The sequence below is a fragment of the Streptomyces sp. SAT1 genome (assembly GCF_001654495.1).
Lineage (GTDB): Bacteria > Actinomycetota > Actinomycetes > Streptomycetales > Streptomycetaceae > Streptomyces > Streptomyces andamanensis.
In genome coordinates this window covers 5,452,263-5,469,360 of the sequence record NZ_CP015849.1, presented here as the reverse complement: position 1 = coordinate 5,469,360, position 17,098 = coordinate 5,452,263, and the positions used below count along the sequence as shown (strand labels likewise).

Genomic DNA, 17,098 nt, shown 5'->3' with positions numbered 1-17,098 from the left:
GGCGGCGCACCGGCTCCGCCATGTTCTTCGGGCAGGATCGAAAACCCCAGATCGGGGTGTGTCCGCGGGAAGCCCCCCGAGTGAGCGGACCGGCTCCGAGCGGCGGGCGGAACGCGGGACGAGGGGCGGAGTTCCCGCCGCCCGCCCCGCCCGCTCCGCCTACTCCGCCTACTCCGCGCGGCGTACGGGAGGTGCCTTCACGCGGACGACGCCGGGGCGGGGCCCGGTCGGGAGGCTGGTGCCATGGCAGTCTCCGCTCCCCCGTCGCGCCCGTCCGCCCCGTCCCTGGCCGCGCACGCCCGCGCACTGCGCCCCGTCGAACGGCTGTGCCACATCACGGGGCTCCTCCTCGTCGTGTCGGGCCTCGTCCACGTGCTGGTTCTCGCGGTCGACGGCGGCCCGTGGGACGGGCCCGTGTCCTGGCGCAAGCCCATCACCTTCGGACTGTCCTTCGGGCTGACGCTGATCGCGCTCACCTGGGTGACGTCGTACCTGCGTGTGGCGGACCGGCGGCGCACCGCGCTGCTCGCCGTCCTCGCCGCCGACTGCGTCGTCGAGGTGGGCGGCATCACCCTCCAGGCATGGCGCCGGGTGCCCTCGCACCTGAACATGGAGACGCCCTTCGACACGGCGGTGTCGATGACGCTCGCCGTGGGCGGCGGGGTGCTCGTGGTCCTGCTGACCGTGTTCGCCGTCGCGTCCTTCCGGCACCGTCCGGCGGGGCCCGCCGGGATGCCGCTCGCGCTGCGCTCCGGGTTCGCGGTGCTGCTCGTCGCGCTCGCCTCGGGCGCGGCGATGATCGCGCGCGGAGTGGTGCTCACCCGGACGGGGCACCAGGAGGCGGCGTACCACTCGACGGCTCCGCTCAAGCCGCTGCACGGGGTCGGTCTGCACGCGGTGCTGGTGCCCGCGCTGGCCCTGCTGCTGTCCCGCACCTCCTGGGCCGAGCGGACGCGCCGGCGGATCGTGGCCGCGGCGGTCGGCTGCTACGCGGCCGCGGTGGCCGGTGCCGGGATCTGGGCGGCCGTGCGCCTGTGAGCGGCAGAACGCCCCGGCGCCACGGCTCCGGCTCACTCCGCGGCGGAGCCCTCCTCCGCCACCACGACACCACGGGTGGCCGCCGCCGTCCCGGATCCGTCCTCGGCGGTGTCCGGTCCGGCCGCCGGCTGCCGCACCAGACGCCGTATGCGCGCGAGCGCGCCCGGCGCCGGGACCCGGGTGCGGTGGCCCTGGACGCGGGGGTCGTCGGTGACGTCGTACCGCTTCACGTACGCCCCGAGGAACGCCTGGAGCGTGGCGACCGCCGGGATGGCGATCAGCGCGCCGACGGCGCCGAGCAGGGCGGTGCCCGCGATGACCGAGCCGAAGGCGACGGCTGGGTGGATGTCGACGGTCTTCGCGGTCAGCTTGGGCTGCAGCATGTAGTTCTCGAACTGCTGGTAGACCACGACGAACGCCAGCACCCACAGCGCGTACCACGGGTTGACGGTGAACGCGATCAGCATGGGCAGGGCGCCCGCGAGGTAGGTGCCGATGGTGGGGATGAACTGCGACACCAGGCCCACCCACACACCGAGCACGGGCGCGTACGGAACGCCGAGGGCCTGGAGCAGGATGTAGTGGGCGATTCCCGAGACGAGCGCCATCAGGCTGCGCGAGTACAGATAGCCGCCGGTCTTGTCGACGGCGATCTCCCACGCGCGCAGCACCTCGGCCTGGCGGGCGGGCGGCAGCACCGAGCACAGGGCACGGCGCAGCCGGGGACCGTCGGCCGCGAAGTAGAACGAGAACAGCGCGACCGTCAGGATCCGGAACAGCCCGCCGAGCACCTGGGCGGAGACGTCCAGCACACCGGCGGCGCTGTTCTGCGCGTACTTGCGCAGCCAGTCGGAGTGCAGGAGCCCCTCCTGGATGTCGACGCGCCGCAGCTCGGTGTGGAACGTGGTGTTGATCCAGTGGATGACCGAGTCCAGGTACTCCGGGAAGCCCTCGATCATCTTGATGATCTGCCCGGCGAGCATGGACCCGAGCAGGGTGACGAAGCCCGCCGTGGCGACCGTCAGCCCCAGGAAGACCAGGAAGGTCGCGAAGCCCCTGCGCATGCCGCGCGCCGCCATACGGCTGACCGCGGGCTCGATGGCGAGCGCCAGGAAGAACGCTATGAGGACGTTGATCAGCAGGCCGGTCACCTGGTGGAAGGCCCAGCTGCCGAACTGGAAGGCGGCGACCAGCGCGAGGGCGAGCACCATGGCGCGCGGCAGCCAGCGCGGCATGCGGGCGGCCGGCCCGGCAGCGCCCGCGGCGGGCGGCCGGGCGGGCGGTGTCGTACCGGTCGGGGAGGTGTGCGGGGCCGTCGGCCCGGACTCGTCAGTGGGTGCCACGGTGCAAGTGTCGCCGATGCCACCGACAGTCCCGCACAGCCCGGTGCGCGCGGTGCCCGGTCACCGGCGTTCCCCCGGGACGTCCATCACCTGGCAGACCACGCGCCAGACGTCCTTGGCGTCCCAGCCGGCCGCCAGTGCCTCCTGCACCGTGCGCCCGTCCAGCTCGGACATCACGTGATCGCGTGCGAAGGTTTCGGCGTACCCGGCACCGAAGTGCTCCGCCATCCGCTCCCAGAAGACCGTCAACCGCATGCCCCCAGTATCCAGCCCCTGGGAGTGAGACCGGCCCGGGAGCGCCTGCCGGGGCCGCGGGGCGCCCTACGGTCTGATCCATGGCCGAGACACGATCTTCCCCCGCTCCCGCGCCGCCCTCGGCGGCCTCCCCGCTCTTCCGCGCCGAGCACTTCGTGTGGCTCACCGCGCGCGTGCTGGAGCAGCGGCTCTTCGCGCACCTCTTCCTGAACGGCGCCGCCGGCCCGGTGGAGACCGCGCTGGACGCCTACGGCAACGACGACGGCGGGTACGGCCACGCTCTGGAGCCGGATCTGCGGGGGCCGGTCAGCCAGCCGTTGCACACCGCGCACGCGCTGCGCGTCCTGGACCGGGCCGGGCGCTGCGGCGGCCGCCGGGTGGAGCGTGTGTGCCGCTATCTGACCTCCGTCTCCACCCCGGACGGCGCGCTGCCCGCGGTCCGTCCCACCCAGCGCGGCTACCCCGCGGCGCCCTTCGTGCCGGTGGTGGACGACCCGCCGGGCGACCTCCTGGCCACCGGGCCGGTGGTCGGGCTGCTGCACCGCAACGAGGTGTGGCACGCGTGGCTGTTCCGGGCGGGCGACTTCTGCTGGCAGCGGATCGAGTCGCTGGAGACGTCCCACCCGTACGAGGTGCGGGCCGCCGTCGCCTTCCTGGACCATGTGCCGGACCGCACGCGCGCGCGTGCCGCCGCCGACCGGCTGGGCCGCCTGGTCCGCGGGCAGCGGCTGGCGGTCCTGGACCCGGACCGCCGGGAGGACTGGCCGCTCGCCCCCGGCTACGCGCCCGGCGAGCACCACTTCCCGCACGATTTCGCGCGGACGCCCGGCTCGCTGGCGCGCGCGTGGTTCACCGACGAGGAGATGTCCCGCTCGCTGGACTTCCTCGCGAACGGGCAGCAGGAGGACGGCGGCTGGCCGGTCACCTGGCGCCGGTGGTCCCCGGTGGCCGTGCTGGAGGCGCGGCCCATGGTGACGATCGAGGCGCTGCTCACCCTGAGGGCGTACGGCCGCGTCATCGGCTGAGCGTCCGCCGCGGGCGGACCTCCCGAAGGAGGTGCGCTCAGCCGCCCAGGGCCCGCACCCCGGCCGTCACCGCCACGGCCGCCGCGACGACGAGCAGGAAGGGCGCCCGCAGCACCAGCGCCACGGCGGCCGCCGCGAGACCGGCCGCCCTGGCGTCCAGGACGAGCACGCGCCCGTCGGCGAAGGTCTGTTGGGCGGTGAGGGCGGCGAGCAGGGCCACCGGGAGCAGCGCGGCGAGCCGCCGCACCAGCGGCCGTTCCAGGGCACCCGCCGGGACGAGCAGCCCGGCCAGCTTGACGGCGTAGCAGCCGAGTGCGGTCGCGACGACCGCGGTCCAGGTGTTCACCGGTCCTCCTCTTCTTCTCGCGTCGTGTCTCCTCGTTCTTCTCGTTCTTCTCGTTCTTCTCGCGTCGTGTTCTCTCGCGCCTTGTCCTCTGGTGCCTCGGCGCGTACGTCCTGGGTCTCGTCCCGCGCGTGGTCCGGGGCGCCGTCCTGTGCGCCGTCCTGTGCCTCGTCCCGTACGTCGTCCCGGGTGCCGCCCCGGCGGCGGCCCTCCAGGTACAGCACGGCCGGCGCGGCGAAGGCGGCGGCCAGCACGGGCACCCCGGCCGGCAGCACGGGCAGCAGCCCCAGTCCGAGGAGCACGGCGAGCGCGGCGGCGGTCCGCTCGGTGGTGCTCCGCAGCATGGGGGCGAGCAGCGCCAGGAAGACGGCGGGCCCGGCCGCGTCCAGTCCCCAGGCGTCGGTGTCGCCGATGGCCTCGGCGCCCAGCGCGCCGAGCAGTGTGGTGAGGTTCCACAGCACGTAGAGGGTGACCCCCGTGACCGTGAAGCCGATCCGCGCCGCGCGCCGGGTGGGCTGCGCCAGCGCCACGGCGGTGGTCTCGTCGATGACCCACTGGGCGGCGAACGGCCGGCTCCTGCGCGGCAGGGCCAGCACCTGGGACAGCCGCAGCCCGTAGAACGCGTTGCGCACCCCCAGGAAGAAGGCGCCGGCCGCCGCCGTGAGCGGGTTGCCCCCGGCGGCCAGCGCCCCGACCAGCGCGAACTGGGAGGCGCCGGTGAACACCAGGAGGCTGAGCGCGCAGGTCTGCCAGAGGGTGAGGCCGCTGCCCGCCGAGGTCACCCCGAAGGCGAACCCGGAAAGGCCGACGGCGACCCCGACCCCGAGGGCGTCCCGGACGACGGCGGCGTCCGGTTTCCCGCCGCCGTCCCCTGCCGCGCCCGCCGCTCCTGCGCGCCCGGCGCGCGTGTCTGCGAGAGCTGTCTCTTCTGCCACACCCCGGACGGTAGAAGCAGCCGTGACCGCGCGTCTTGTACGTTCTTGCGCTCCCGCTGGTACGCGCCGGGCGGCACGCCCACGATCCGGGAGAAGTGCCTGCTGAGGTGCGACTGGTCGGTGAAGCCCACGGCGGCGGCCGTGGCGGCGGGCGCGGTGCCCTCGTCCAGCAGCCGTCTGGCCCGGCGCACCCGGGCGTCGGTCAGCCAGGTGTGCGGCGGCATCCCGTAGGCGCTGCGGAAGGCGCGCAGCAGTGCGAACGGGCTCGTCCCGAGGTCCGCCGCCAGGCGTTCCAGGGTGGGCGGCTCGGCGATACGGTCCTCCAGCACGGCACGCGCGCGTGCCGCGAGGCCGTGTCCCGCCGTGCGGGCCGCCCGCTGCGGCAGCACGCCGCCGTTGCGCCGCAGCAGCCGGGTCACGGCGACCCGCAGCAGGGTGTCGGCGGCGAGCGCGTTGCCCTCGTCGGCCGCGCGCAGCACCTGGTGCACCAGACGGGCGGCGCCGGGGTCGTCGAGGACCGGGCTGACGAAGCCCGGTGTCCCCCGCAGGGTCGTGGTCTCGGCGGCGATCTCGGCCACCAGGTCGGGCGAGGGGTACACGGCGCCGTACCGCCAGCCCTCGGGGACACCGGCCCGGCCCGTGTGCGGGGTGTCCGGATTGACCAGCGCGAGGGTGCCCGGACCCGCGTACTGGTCGGCCCCGCGGTGGTGGAAGACCTCGACGCCCTCCGCGATGGCGGCGATCACGAAGTGCTCGTGCGTGTGGCGCACGAACTCCTTGCGGACGTACCGGGCGCGCAGCAGATCGACACCGGGCAGTTCCTCGTACCGCCAGTGCCGTGCCCGCTCCTCCCCGGATGCCGCCATACGCCGATTCTCCGCCGCCGCGGGCCCTCCGGCCGCACCGGGCAGGTCGGACCCCGTTGTCAGTGGCCGGGTGCAGGATGGACGCATGGTCAGCGACGCACACCGGGCCCTCGACGGCTTCTCCCCCGCGACCCGCGGCTGGTTCACGGGGGCGTTCTCCGCGCCCACCGCGGCCCAGGCGGGCGCGTGGCGGGCCATCGGCGCGGGCTCGGACGTGCTGGTCGTGGCCCCCACCGGTTCCGGCAAGACGCTGGCCGCCTTCCTCGCCGCCTTGGACCAGCTGGCCTCGACACCGCCGCCGGCCGACCCGAAGAAGCGCTGCCGGGTGCTCTACGTCTCCCCGCTCAAGGCGCTCGCCGTCGACGTGGAGCGCAATCTGCGCAGTCCGCTCACCGGTATCCGGCAGGAGTCCGTCCGGCTGGGGCTGCCCGAGCCCGAGGTGAAGGTCGGCATCCGCTCGGGCGACACCCCGCCCGCCGAGCGCCGCGCCCTGTCCACCCGCCCGCCGGACATCCTGATCACCACCCCCGAGTCGCTGTTCCTGATGCTCACCTCGGCCACCCGCGACGCGCTGACCGGCGTCGAGACGGTGATCCTGGACGAGGTACACGCCGTGGCGGGCACCAAGCGCGGCGCCCATCTCGCGCTGACCCTGGAGCGCCTGGACGAGCTGCTGCCGAAGCCGGCCCGCCGGATCGGGCTGTCCGCGACCGTCCGCCCGGTCGACGAGATCGCCCGCTATCTGTCCCCGCGCGGCAAGGTGGAGATCGTCCAGCCCGCGTCCGGCAAGGAGTTCGACCTGTCGGTGGTCGTCCCGGTGGAGGACCTGGGCGAGCTGGGCGCCTCCCCGGCCGCCGACGGCGACGACGGCGCGGAGCGCCCCTCGATCTGGCCGCACGTGGAGGAGCGCATCACCGACCTGGTGCAGGCCCACCGCTCCACCATCGTCTTCGCCAACTCCCGCCGCCTCGCCGAGCGCCTGTGCAACCGGCTCAACGAGATCGCCTACGAGCGGGCGACCGGCGAGCCCCTCGACGAGCACCACTCCCCGGCCGAGCTGATGGGCGGCTCGGGCGCGGCCCAGGGCGCGCCCCCGGTGATCGCCCGCGCCCACCACGGCTCGGTCTCCAAGGAGCAGCGCGCCCTGGTCGAGGAGGACCTGAAGGCGGGCCGCCTCCCGGCGGTGGTCGCCACCTCCAGCCTGGAGCTGGGCATCGACATGGGCGCCGTCGACCTGGTCGTGCAGGTCGAGTCGCCGCCGTCCGTCGCCTCCGGGCTCCAGCGCGTGGGCCGTGCGGGACACCAGGTGGGCGCCGTCTCCACCGGCGTCGTCTTCCCGAAGTACCGCGGCGACCTGGTGCAGGCCGCGGTGGTGACCGAGCGGATGCGCACCGGTGCCATCGAGTCCCTGAGGGTGCCCGCCAACCCGCTGGACGTCCTCGCCCAGCAGCTCGTCGCGATGACGGCCCTGGACACCTGGCAGGTCGACGACCTGCTGGCCGTGGTGCGCCGGGCGGCGCCGTTCGCCTCGCTGCCCGAGTCGGCGTTCACCGCCGTGCTCGACATGCTCGCCGGGCGCTATCCCTCGGACGCGTTCGCCGAGCTGCGCCCACGCGTGGTGTGGGACCGGGTCGCGGGCACCGTCACCGGCCGGCCCGGCGCGCAGCGCCTCGCCGTCACCTCCGGCGGCACCATCCCCGACCGCGGCCTCTTCGGTGTCTTCCTCGCCGGTTCCGACCCCAAGAAGGGCGGCGGCCGGGTCGGCGAGCTGGACGAGGAGATGGTCTACGAGTCCCGGGTGGGCGACGTCTTCACCCTGGGCACGAGCTCCTGGCGCATCGAGGACATCACCCGCGACCGGGTGCTGGTCTCGCCCGCGCCGGGCGTGCCGGGCCGGCTGCCCTTCTGGAAGGGTGACCAGCTGGGCCGCCCGCTGGAGCTGGGCCGCGCGGTCGGCGCGTTCCTGCGCGAGGTCGGCTCGCTGCCGCAGGAGGACGCGCGGCTGCGCCTGCTCGCCGCCGGTCTCGACGCGTGGGCCGCGGACAATGTGCTGTCGTATCTGGCCGAGCAGCGCGAAGCCTGCGGCCATGTCCCCGACGACCGGACCATCGTCGTGGAGCGCTTCCGCGACGAGCTGGGCGACTGGCGGGTCGTCGTGCACTCCCCCTTCGGCGCCCAGGTGCACGCCCCGTGGGCCCTGGCGCTCGGCGCCCGCCTGGCCGAGCGGTACGGCATGGACGCGCAGGTCATGCACGCGGACGACGGCATCGTGCTGCGCCTTCCCGACGCCGACCTCATGAACCTCGACCTGCTCGACCAGGATCCGTCGAAGGCCGGTACGGAGTACGACGCCGAGCAGGCACCGGTGGGCGCGGCGGACGTCGCCTTCGACAAGAGCGAGGTCGACCAGGTCGTCACCGACCAGGTCGGCGGCTCGGCCCTGTTCGCCGCCCGCTTCCGCGAGTGCGCCGCCCGCGCGCTGCTGCTGCCCCGCCGCAACCCGGGCCGGCGCACCCCGCTGTGGCAGCAGCGCCAGCGCGCCGCCCAGCTGCTCCAGGTGGCGAGCGAGTTCGGCTCGTTCCCGATCGTCCTGGAGGCCGTCCGCGAATGCCTCCAGGACGTCTTCGACGTGCCGGGGCTGGTCGAGCTGATGGGGGACCTCGAGTCCCGCAAGGTCCGGCTGGTCGAGGTGACCACCCCCGAGCCGTCCCCCTTCGCCCGTTCCCTGCTCTTCGGCTATGTCGCCCAGTTCCTGTACGAGGGCGACTCGCCGCTGGCCGAGCGCCGCGCCGCCGCGCTCTCCCTGGACTCCCGGCTGCTGGCCGAGCTGCTGGGCCAGGCGGAGCTGCGCGAGCTGCTGGACGCCGACGTGCTGGCCGAGCTGGAGCGGGAGGTGCAGTGGCTGACCGAGGACCGCCGGATCAAGGACATCGAGGGCGTCGCGGACCTGCTGCGGCTGCTCGGACCGCTCACCGACGAGGAGCTGGCCGAGCGCGGCGCGGAGCCCGGCTGGGCCGAGGAGCTGGCCGCCCGGCGCCGCGCCATCCGGGTCAGGATCGCGGGCACCCCGCAGTGGGCCGCGGCCGAGGACGCCGGGCGGCTGCGCGACGCGCTGGGCACGGCGCTGCCGGTCGGCGTCCCGGAGGCCTTCACCGAGCCGGTCAAGGATCCGCTGGGCGACCTCCTCGCACGATACGCCCGCACCCACGGCCCGTTCACCTCGGCGACCGCCGCGGCCCGTTTCGGTCTGGGGACGGCGGTCACCGAGGGCGCGTTGCAGCGGCTGGCCGCCGGGGGCCGGGTGGTCCAGGGCGAGTTCCATCCGGCGGGCATCGGGCAGGAGTGGTGCGACGCGACGGTGCTGCGGCGGCTGCGGCGCCGCTCGCTGGCCGCGCTGCGGCACGAGCTGGAGCCGGTCCCGCCGCCCGCGCTCGCCCAGTTCCTGCCGCAGTGGCAGCACATCGGCAGGGGGCACGGGCTGCGGGGCACCGACGGACTGGTCCGCGCGGTCGAACAGCTCCAGGGCGCCTCCGTACCGGCGTCCGCCCTGGAAAGACTCGTCCTGCCGTCCCGGGTCGGCGACTACACCCCGGCGATGCTCGACGAGCTCACCGCGGCGGGTGAGCTGGTGTGGGCGGGCGCCGGGGCGCTGCCCGGCAAGGACGGCTGGGTCTCGCTGTACCTGGCGGACGCGGCGCCGCTGCTCCTGCCGCCGCCGCACCCGCTGGAGCAGACCGCGCTGCACGCCTCCGTGCTGGACGCCCTCTCGGGCGGGTACGGCCTGTTCTTCCGCCAGATCGCCGACCGGGTCCGCGCCACCACCCACCCGGAGGCCACCGATCCCGAACTGGCCGACGCGCTCTGGGACCTCGTCTGGTCCGGCCGGCTCACCAACGACACCCTCGCCCCGATGCGCGCCCTGCTCGGCTCGGGCCGTACGGCCGGTTCCACCGCCCACCGCGCCAAGCGGGCCGTCCCGCGCGGGCGCTACGGCTCCCTGACGGCGGCGGCCCGCACCGCCTCGCGCACCGGACCGCCGACCGTGGCCGGCCGCTGGTCGCTGCTGCCCGCCCACGAGCCGGATCCGACCGTGCGCGCCCACGCGCTGGCCCGCACCCTGCTCGACCGGCACGGCGTGGTCACCCGGGGCGCGGTCGCCGCTGAGGGCGTCGAGGGCGGCTTCTCGGCGGTGTACCGGATCCTGTCCGCCTTCGAGGACAGCGGGCAGGCGCGCCGCGGATACGTGGTCGAGGGCCTGGGTGCCGCCCAGTTCGCGATGGACGGCGCCGTCGACCGGCTGCGCGCGGTGGCGAACGCCCGCGAGCGCGGCGAGGGACTGCCCGGCGCCCGTTCCGGGGACGGTGTCCCGGGCTCCTTCGGCCCGGCCGCACCGGCACCCGCCGTCGCAACCGGGCGAGCCCCCGGCGGCCAGGCGCCCGCCGACGGCTCCCCGATCGCCGTGCCCGACCGGACGTCCGCCTCCGACTGGACGTCCGCTCCCGACTGGGCGACCGATGTCGACTGGCCGCCCGCCGACCCCAGCGCTTCCGCCCCGACCCCCTTCTCCCCCGGTGCCCACGTCTCCCCGGCCGATCTCGCCGCACCCGGCGTGGGCGGCCCGCGCGGCGGCGACCGGAGAGGCGGCGGCCCCTCCTTCCCGTACGGTCCGGGTCCCGGCGGACGACGGGGCGGCGGGCGGCAGGACACCCCCGGCTCCCGCGCCGTGGTGCTCGCCGCCGCCGACCCCGCGAACGCCTACGGCGCCGCCCTGCCCTGGCCCGAGCCGCCGACCGGTGCCGGGCACAAGCCGGGACGCAAGGCCGGTTCCCTGGTGGTCCTCGTGGACGGCGAGCTGACGCTGTACATGGAGCGCGGCGGCAAGACCGTGCTGGCGTGGCCCGCCGGCCCGGACACCGCGGACACCGCGCCCCTCGACGACCCGCGTCTGACGGCGGCGGCCGAGGGACTGGCCGCGGCGGCGCGCGCGGGCTCCCTCGGCACCGTCACGGTGGAGCGGATCAACGGCGCTCCCGCCCTGACCTCCCCCTTCGGCACCCTGCTGGAGACGGCGGGCTTCATCGCGACCCCGCGCGGACTGCGGCTGCGCGCCTGACGCGGGCGTGGGCCGTCGGCGCCGTGCGCCCGGCGCCGTGTCACCCTTGACGCATGCCCGAAGGTGACACGGTCTGGCAGGCCGCGAAGCGTTTGCACGACGCGCTCGCGGGACAGGTGCTGGTCCGCAGCGACTTCCGGGTGCCGCGCTACGCCACCGCCGACCTGTCCGGCCGTACGGTGCTGGAGACCGTCGCCCGGGGCAAGCACCTGCTCACCCGGTTCGAGGGCGGTCTGACGCTGCACTCGCATCTGCGGATGGAGGGTGCCTGGAAGGTGTTCGGCGGCGGCGAGCGCTGGAAGGGCGGCCCCGGGCACCAGATCCGCGTCGTCCTCGCCACTGCCGAGCGGTCTGCGGTCGGCTACCGGCTGCCCGTGCTGGAGCTGCTGCGCAGCACCGAGGAGGACCATGTCGTCGGCCACCTCGGCCCGGACCTGCTCGGCCCCGACTGGGATCCCGAGCTGGCCCTGTCGCACCTCCTCGCCGACCCGGCCCGCCCGCTCGGCGAGGCCCTGCTCGACCAGCGCAACCTCGCCGGGATCGGCAATGTCTACAAGAGCGAGCTGTGCTTCCTGCTCGGCGTGACCCCGTGGCTGCCCGTGGGCGCCCTGCCCGCCGACCGCGCGGCGAAGCTGCCCGCCCTCGCCCGGCGGCTCCTGGAGGCCAACCGCGAGCGCGTGGTCCGGCAGACCACGGGCCTGCGCGGTCAGGACCTGTTCGTCTACGGCCGTGCGCCCCGCCCCTGTCTGCGCTGCGGCACCTCGGTGCGGGTCGCCGACCAGGGCGACGGCTCCCAGGAACGTCCCACGTACTGGTGTCCGTCCTGCCAGGCCGGGCCCGCTCCGCCGCCGGGTTCCCCGCAGCGGTGGCGCGACCGCTACCACCGCACGCCCCGCTGACGCGCCGTCACCCGGAGGACCGGCCACAGCGGACCACCGCGGCCGCGCACTCAGCCGGACAGCTCCCCGGACCCGTCGGGCAGCTCCCCGGACCCGTCCCCCGGCGGGTCCCCCGGGCCGTCCTCCGGCCGCTCCAGCCCTGGGCCCGCACCGGCCCCGGCCGCCGGACCGCCTCCCTCGCGGGCCGCCGGCCACCCGCCCGCGGCGGACGGCGCTCCCCCGCCGTGCCCGTAGGGCCGGCCGTCGGCCTCGGCCCACGCCGAGCCGCCGAGATCCCGGGGCGCGGCGAACCCCTCACCCCCGCACCGCCCGCCCCCGAGCCGCTCACCCCCGTCGGCGCACACAGCGGGCAGCCCGAGCACCGGACCGGACGGGCCCGCACCGGGGCCGTCGACAGCGCGGTCCGGAGCATCCGGAGAAGGGGACGCTGACGGCGACGGAGACGCGGACGGCGACCCCACGCAGTGCAGCGGCAGCACGCTCAGCCCCCAGCCGCCCGCCGCGACCGCCGCCTCCAGCACCCCCGCGCCGTCCGTCAGCACCAGGCGGAGCACCGCCCACCACCACAAGACTCCGAGCGCCAGGGCGGCGCCCCAGCGCAGTACCCGCCCCGCCGTCGCACCCACGCGCCCACCTCCAGCCCGACGCTAGAACGCCGCCCTCGCCCGCAGGAGGGCGCACCGGGGCACGCGGAGGCGCTCCTTCCACTCCCTTGCGCCGGTCGACCGGAATTCGGTCCGTTCTCCACCCTCACCGGAGCGCAGCGCCCCGGCAAACGCGAGCGCCCCTCGCTCATGCCTCCGGGGACGCCCCGGTTCCGCGCGGCCCGGGGCACACGAAAGGCCCCGGCCGGTGCCTCCCCGGTCTCCCGGAGACGCCCCGGCCGGGGCCTCACGACGTCTTACGTCAGTTCACGCGCACAGAGCCGTCACGCGGCGACCACGTCCACCGCCTCGGCGGCGGGCGCCTTGATCGTCACCCGTTCCGGTGGCACACCGGTCACCGAAACGGAACCCAGCATCGGGCGAACCGGCGTGGGCACGGTATCGCTGGCCGCAGCGGACTGGGCCAGCTCGGCAAGGGCGAGTTCGTCGCTCACTTCCCGCATGAGCTCGGACATCCGTACGTCCAGCGCGTCGCAGATGGCGGAGAGCAGCTCGGAGGAAGCCTCCTTCTGCCCCCGCTCCACCTCGGAGAGATAGCCGAGCGAGACTCGGGCGGACGAGGAGACTTCGCGCAGAGTACGGCCCTGGCGTTGGCGCTGCCGACGCAGCACGTCACCCAGCAGGCGACGGAGCAGAATCATCGGTGGCTCCCTCCTCGGACCGCGTAGCCGCATCCTTCACGCCCCACCGTACCGCCTCGCGACGCGGCCGTGCGGGGAGCGATGTCGTGTTCACTCAGGGCTGCAAACATCAGAACCCCCCGTTCCGTTCCGTATCCTGTGCCCGCTCATTTCCGGTGTGTTCGCCCGCAGTCCGCTCCAGAAGCAGTGCGAGTACGCTCCGTACACTCTCCATACGAATGTCCGCCCGGTCGCCGTTCAACCGCAGTGCGGCTGTTTTCCCGCCACCCGTCGCGCCGTCCTCGGCGTGCGGCGGGCCCGCCACGGCCACATAGACCGTGCCGACCGGCTGTCCGTCCTGGGGCTCGGGGCCGGCGACGCCCGTGGTCGCGATGCCCCAGTCCGCACCCAGCGCCTCGCGCACGCCGACGGCCATCTGGGCCGCGACCTGCGGATCCACCGCCCCGCGCTGCGCCAGCAGAGTGGCGTCCACGCCGAGCAGGCGGTGCTTGAGGTCCGTGGCGTAGGCGGTGACCGAACCCCGGAAGACCTTGGAAGCCCCGGGGACCGAGGTGATGTCCGCCGCGACGAGGCCACCGGTCAGCGACTCCGCCACTGCGAGCGTCTCACCCCTCACGGTCAGTAGTTCCACCACGTCGATGGCGTACGAACTCACGCTTCCGGTTCCTTCAACGCCGCCGTGCGCTCGGCGATTCCCTGCCTGCGCAGCACAATGGCCTGTTTCACATAGTCCAGACCGGTCACCACGGTCAGCACCACGGCCGCGGCCATCACCCAGAACCTCAGCGTGGCCAGCCAGCCGGTCAGCGCCAGCACGTACATCCCGACGGCCACGCCCTGGGTGAGGGTCTTGAGCTTGCCGCCGCGGCTCGCGGGGATGACGCCGTAGCGGATGACCAGGAAACGGAGCAGGGTGATGCCGAGTTCCCGGCCGAGGATCACCGCGGTCACCCACCAGGGCAGGTCGCCGAGGGCGGAGAGACAGATGAGCGCCGCCCCCATGATCGCCTTGTCGGCGATGGGGTCGGCGATCTTCCCGAAGTCGGTGACGAGGTCGTACGTACGGGCCAGATGACCGTCGAACAGGTCGGTGATCATGGCGACGGCGAACGCGGCCCAGGCGAACGAGCGCCAGGCCGGGTCGTAGCCGCCGTCGGCCAGCATCAGGGCCACGAAGGCGGGCACCAGCAGCAGCCGCAGCATGGTCAGCAGATTGGCGACGTTCCACACGCTCGCCTGGTTGACGGCGGCGGCGGTGATCTTGCCGCCGCGCGCGGGTCTGCCGGCGTCCTGCTCCCGCTCGGCGCCCTCGGCTCCCTGCCCTCCGGTGCCGGAGGTCATGGCGGCGGACACCTGCTGGGCCGTGGGCCGCGCCCCGGGGGCGCCGCCCGCCGCGGATGCCGGGACTCCCGTCATCTGCCCGCCTCCTCACTCCACCCGAGCGGATCCGCCAGCGGCTCGGCGACCAGGTCGACGCCCTCGGTGCCGACCACCTTCGCCTCGACCATACGGCCGACGGCCAGGCCCGTGCCGCCGGTGAGCAGCACCTGGCCGTCGGTCTCGGGCGCCTGGTGCTCGGCCCGGCCGTACACCCCTTCCCCGGGGTCGACGGACTCGACGAGTACCCGCACGGTCTCGCCGACGCGCTCCTCGGCGCGCTGGGAGACGAGTTCCTCGGCCAGCCGGGAGACCTGGGCAAGCCGCTCGGCGACGACGTCCTCGTCCAGCTTGTTCTCGTAGGTGGCGGCCTCGGTGCCGTCCTCGTCGGAGTAGCCGAAGACGCCGATGGCGTCGAGGCGGGCGCCGGTGAGGAACCGCTCCAGCTCGGCGAGGTCGGCCTCCGACTCGCCGGGGAAGCCGACGATGAAGTTGGAGCGCACGCCGGCCTGGGGCGCCTTGGACCGGATGGTGTCCAGCAGTTCCAGGAAGCGGTCGGTGTCGCCGAAGCGGCGCATGGCGCGCAGCACGCCGGGCGCGGAGTGCTGGAAGGAGAGGTCGAAGTAGGGGGCGACCTTCGGGGTGGAGGTGAGGACGTCGATCAGGCCGGGCCGCATCTCGGCGGGCTGGAGGTAGCTGACCCGCACCCGCTCCAGGCCGTCGACCTCCGCCAGCTCGGGCAGCAGGGACTCCAGCAGGCGGATGTCGCCGAGGTCCTTGCCGTAGGACGTGTTGTTCTCGGAGACCAGCATGATCTCCTTGACGCCCTGCTCGGCCAGCCACCGCGTCTCGTTCAGCACGTCGCTGGGGCGGCGCGAGATGAAGGAGCCGCGGAAGGAGGGGATGGCGCAGAAGGAGCAGCGGCGGTCGCAGCCGGAGGCGAGCTTGACGGAGGCGACCGGGGCGCCGTCCAGCCGACGGCGCAGCGGTGCGCGCGGCCCGGAGGCGGGCGCGACGCCCTCGGGCAGGTCGGCGGGTCCGTGGCCCGGGATGGCGACCTCGGTGCCCGCGTCCTGGCGCTGGGCCGGGCTGATCGGCAGCAGTTTGCGGCGGTCGCGGGGGGTGTGGGCGGCGTGGATGCCGCCGCTCAGGATGGTCTGGAGGCGGTCGGAGATGTCGGCGTAGTCGTCGAAGCCGAGCACGCCGTCGGCCTCGGGAAGGGCCTCGGCGAGTTCCTTGCCGTACCGCTCGGCCATGCAGCCGACGGCGACCACGGCCTGGGTTCTGCCGTGGTCCTTGAGGTCGTTGGCCTCCAGGAGGGCGTCGACGGAGTCCTTCTTGGCGGCTTCCACGAAGCCACAGGTGTTGACGACGGCGACATCGGCGTCCGCGGCGTCCTCCACGAGCTGCCAGCCGTCCGCCTCCAAACGGCCTGCGAGCTCCTCCGAGTCCACCTCGTTACGGGCGCAGCCGAGAGTGACGAGTGCGACGGTACGGCGTTCAGGCATGGGCTCAAGACTACTTTGTCCCGCCGACACCCCACGTCGACGGGGTTGGCCGAGCGTGGCCGATCCCGTCTTCTCCTGCCTGGCGGGATCCCGGTCGCGGGCCGGTCGCGATGTCACCCGACCTGGGGGTCGCCCTTGGTGTACGTGAGGCGTTCCACCGCGCCCGACTGGAACTGGTCCTCGATCTTCTTGCCGTTGACGTAGAGCTGGACCGCCCCGGCGTCGCCCAGGATCAGGTTGATCTTGGTGCTGTCCTGGAAGGTCTTGGACTCGCCCTTGTTCAGCAGGCCGTCGAAGAGCATGCGGCCGTTGTGGTCCTTGGCCGAGACCCAGCTGCGGCCGTCGGGCGCGCTGACCTGGACGGTCACCTTGTCCTGGGGCGCGGCGGCGATGGCGCTGTCCGAGGGCGCGGGCTTGGGGTCGGCGGGCTTGGTGTGCTTGGGGGCGGGCGAGGGCGGGGTGCTCGTGGAGGCGGTGGAGCCCTCGGCGGCCTGCGCCTTGGCACTGGCGTCGCCGTCGTCGCCGCCCTTGAAGGCGGTGAAGCCGACGAAGCCGACGACCACGACGATCGCGGCGACCATGGCGGCGGTCCAGTTGGGTCCGCGGCGCTCGGGGCGGATGCGTTCCGCCTCGAAGAGCGGGGCGGCCGGGGTCGGCGCCGGGCGGCCGCCGTGGCCGGCGTCGAAGCGGGCGAGCAGCGGGGCGGGGTCGAGGCCCACCTCGCGCGCCAGGGCCCTGATGTGTCCCCGGGCGTAGACGTCCCCGCCGCACGGGGCGAAGTCGTCGGCCTCGATGGCGTGCACGATGGCGATACGGACGCGGGTGGCGGTGCTGACCTCGTCGACGGTGAGCCCGGCGGCGAGCCGGGCGTCCTTGAGGGATCGGCCGACGGAGGGGCCGGCTTCCTCGGAAACGTCTTCGAACGGACGCTCGTCTTCAGGGGAGTTGCCGATGGACACGGGGGCGCCTTTCGAGCGTGTAGCCGCCTGTGCTGGAGGTTCAGTCTAGGGGTGTGCCGAAGGGTGGAGCGACCCGGCGGCGGTACTTTGTACGCCATCGGAATGGCCGGACAATCCGATGGTGGGACGGG

At 74.5% G+C, this 17,098-nt stretch carries 15 protein-coding genes; 4 read left to right on the top strand and 11 right to left on the bottom strand.

From position 1 onward, the window contains the following. The first annotated feature begins 243 nt into the window (after positions 1-243). Entirely contained in the window at positions 244-1,038 is a 795-nt protein-coding gene (locus A8713_RS23640; protein WP_173860897.1) for a hypothetical protein, read from the top strand. A 32-nt stretch (positions 1,039-1,070) separates the two neighbouring features. Here A8713_RS23640 and A8713_RS23635 read toward each other — a convergent pair whose 3' ends face one another. Beyond that, complete coding sequence (locus A8713_RS23635) at positions 1,071-2,381, bottom strand: AI-2E family transporter (protein ID WP_079159093.1); 1,311 nt, start codon at positions 2,379-2,381, stop codon at positions 1,071-1,073. 60 nt (positions 2,382-2,441) lie between these two features. Continuing rightward, a complete protein-coding gene (locus A8713_RS23630; protein WP_018564727.1) occupies positions 2,442-2,636 on the bottom strand; it encodes a DUF3046 domain-containing protein in 195 nt (64 codons plus the stop codon). An 80-nt stretch (positions 2,637-2,716) separates the two neighbouring features. Here A8713_RS23630 and A8713_RS23625 point away from each other — a divergent pair, with 80 nt between their 5' ends. Then, positions 2,717-3,661, top strand: a complete 945-nt coding sequence (locus A8713_RS23625; RefSeq protein ID WP_064535591.1) for a hypothetical protein — start codon at positions 2,717-2,719, stop codon at positions 3,659-3,661. Positions 3,662-3,698: 37 nt separating this feature from the next. On the opposite strand, the gene A8713_RS23620 is transcribed toward A8713_RS23625, so the two are convergent. Genes A8713_RS23620 through A8713_RS23610 form a run of 3 tightly spaced genes read right to left on the bottom strand, consistent with a single transcriptional unit; the run spans position 3,699 to position 5,805 of the window. Beyond that, entirely contained in the window at positions 3,699-4,007 is a 309-nt protein-coding gene (locus A8713_RS23620; RefSeq protein WP_018564729.1) for an AzlD domain-containing protein, read from the bottom strand. Beyond that, positions 4,004-4,786: an AzlC family ABC transporter permease gene (locus A8713_RS23615; RefSeq protein ID WP_064535590.1), complete on the bottom strand. Its 783-nt coding sequence runs from the start codon at positions 4,784-4,786 to the stop codon at positions 4,004-4,006. The genes A8713_RS23620 and A8713_RS23615 overlap by 4 nt, the downstream gene beginning before the upstream one ends. Further along, a complete protein-coding gene (locus A8713_RS23610; protein WP_064535589.1) occupies positions 4,783-5,805 on the bottom strand; it encodes an AraC family transcriptional regulator in 1,023 nt (340 codons plus the stop codon). Before A8713_RS23610 ends, A8713_RS23615 begins: the two co-directional genes overlap by 4 nt. An 85-nt stretch (positions 5,806-5,890) precedes the next feature. Here A8713_RS23610 and A8713_RS23605 point away from each other — a divergent pair, with 85 nt between their 5' ends. Both A8713_RS23605 and A8713_RS23600 read left to right on the top strand, forming a co-directional pair. Next, on the top strand, positions 5,891-10,918 hold the full coding sequence (locus A8713_RS23605; protein ID WP_064535588.1) for an ATP-dependent helicase: 5,028 nt from the start codon (positions 5,891-5,893) through the stop codon (positions 10,916-10,918). Positions 10,919-10,971: 53 nt separating this feature from the next. Beyond that, positions 10,972-11,817 (top strand): Fpg/Nei family DNA glycosylase, encoded by an 846-nt coding sequence (locus A8713_RS23600; RefSeq protein WP_064535587.1) that lies wholly within the window; start codon positions 10,972-10,974, stop codon positions 11,815-11,817. Positions 11,818-11,867: 50 nt separating this feature from the next. Here A8713_RS23600 and A8713_RS23595 read toward each other — a convergent pair whose 3' ends face one another. The 6 genes from A8713_RS23595 to A8713_RS23570 form a co-directional block, all read right to left on the bottom strand. After that, positions 11,868-12,443, bottom strand: a complete 576-nt coding sequence (locus tag A8713_RS23595) for a hypothetical protein (protein WP_064535586.1) — start codon at positions 12,441-12,443, stop codon at positions 11,868-11,870. 302 nt (positions 12,444-12,745) lie between these two features. Further along, positions 12,746-13,123: a helix-turn-helix domain-containing protein gene (locus tag A8713_RS23590; protein ID WP_064535585.1), complete on the bottom strand. Its 378-nt coding sequence runs from the start codon at positions 13,121-13,123 to the stop codon at positions 12,746-12,748. 109 nt (positions 13,124-13,232) lie between these two features. Continuing rightward, positions 13,233-13,778 (bottom strand): CinA family protein, encoded by a 546-nt coding sequence (locus A8713_RS23585; RefSeq protein ID WP_064535584.1) that lies wholly within the window; start codon positions 13,776-13,778, stop codon positions 13,233-13,235. Continuing rightward, positions 13,775-14,539, bottom strand: coding sequence for a CDP-diacylglycerol--glycerol-3-phosphate 3-phosphatidyltransferase (pgsA, locus tag A8713_RS23580; protein ID WP_064535583.1), 765 nt, complete (start codon positions 14,537-14,539; stop codon positions 13,775-13,777). Before pgsA ends, A8713_RS23585 begins: the two co-directional genes overlap by 4 nt. Continuing rightward, positions 14,536-16,008, bottom strand: a complete 1,473-nt coding sequence (gene rimO, locus A8713_RS23575; RefSeq protein ID WP_079159092.1) for a 30S ribosomal protein S12 methylthiotransferase RimO — start codon at positions 16,006-16,008, stop codon at positions 14,536-14,538. Before rimO ends, pgsA begins: the two co-directional genes overlap by 4 nt. Positions 16,009-16,121: 113 nt before the next feature. Then, the gene (locus A8713_RS23570; RefSeq protein ID WP_064535581.1) at positions 16,122-16,967 is read right to left on the bottom strand and encodes a helix-turn-helix domain-containing protein; all 846 of its coding nucleotides are present in this window, start codon (positions 16,965-16,967) and stop codon (positions 16,122-16,124) included. Between the last annotated feature and the right edge of the window lie 131 nt (positions 16,968-17,098).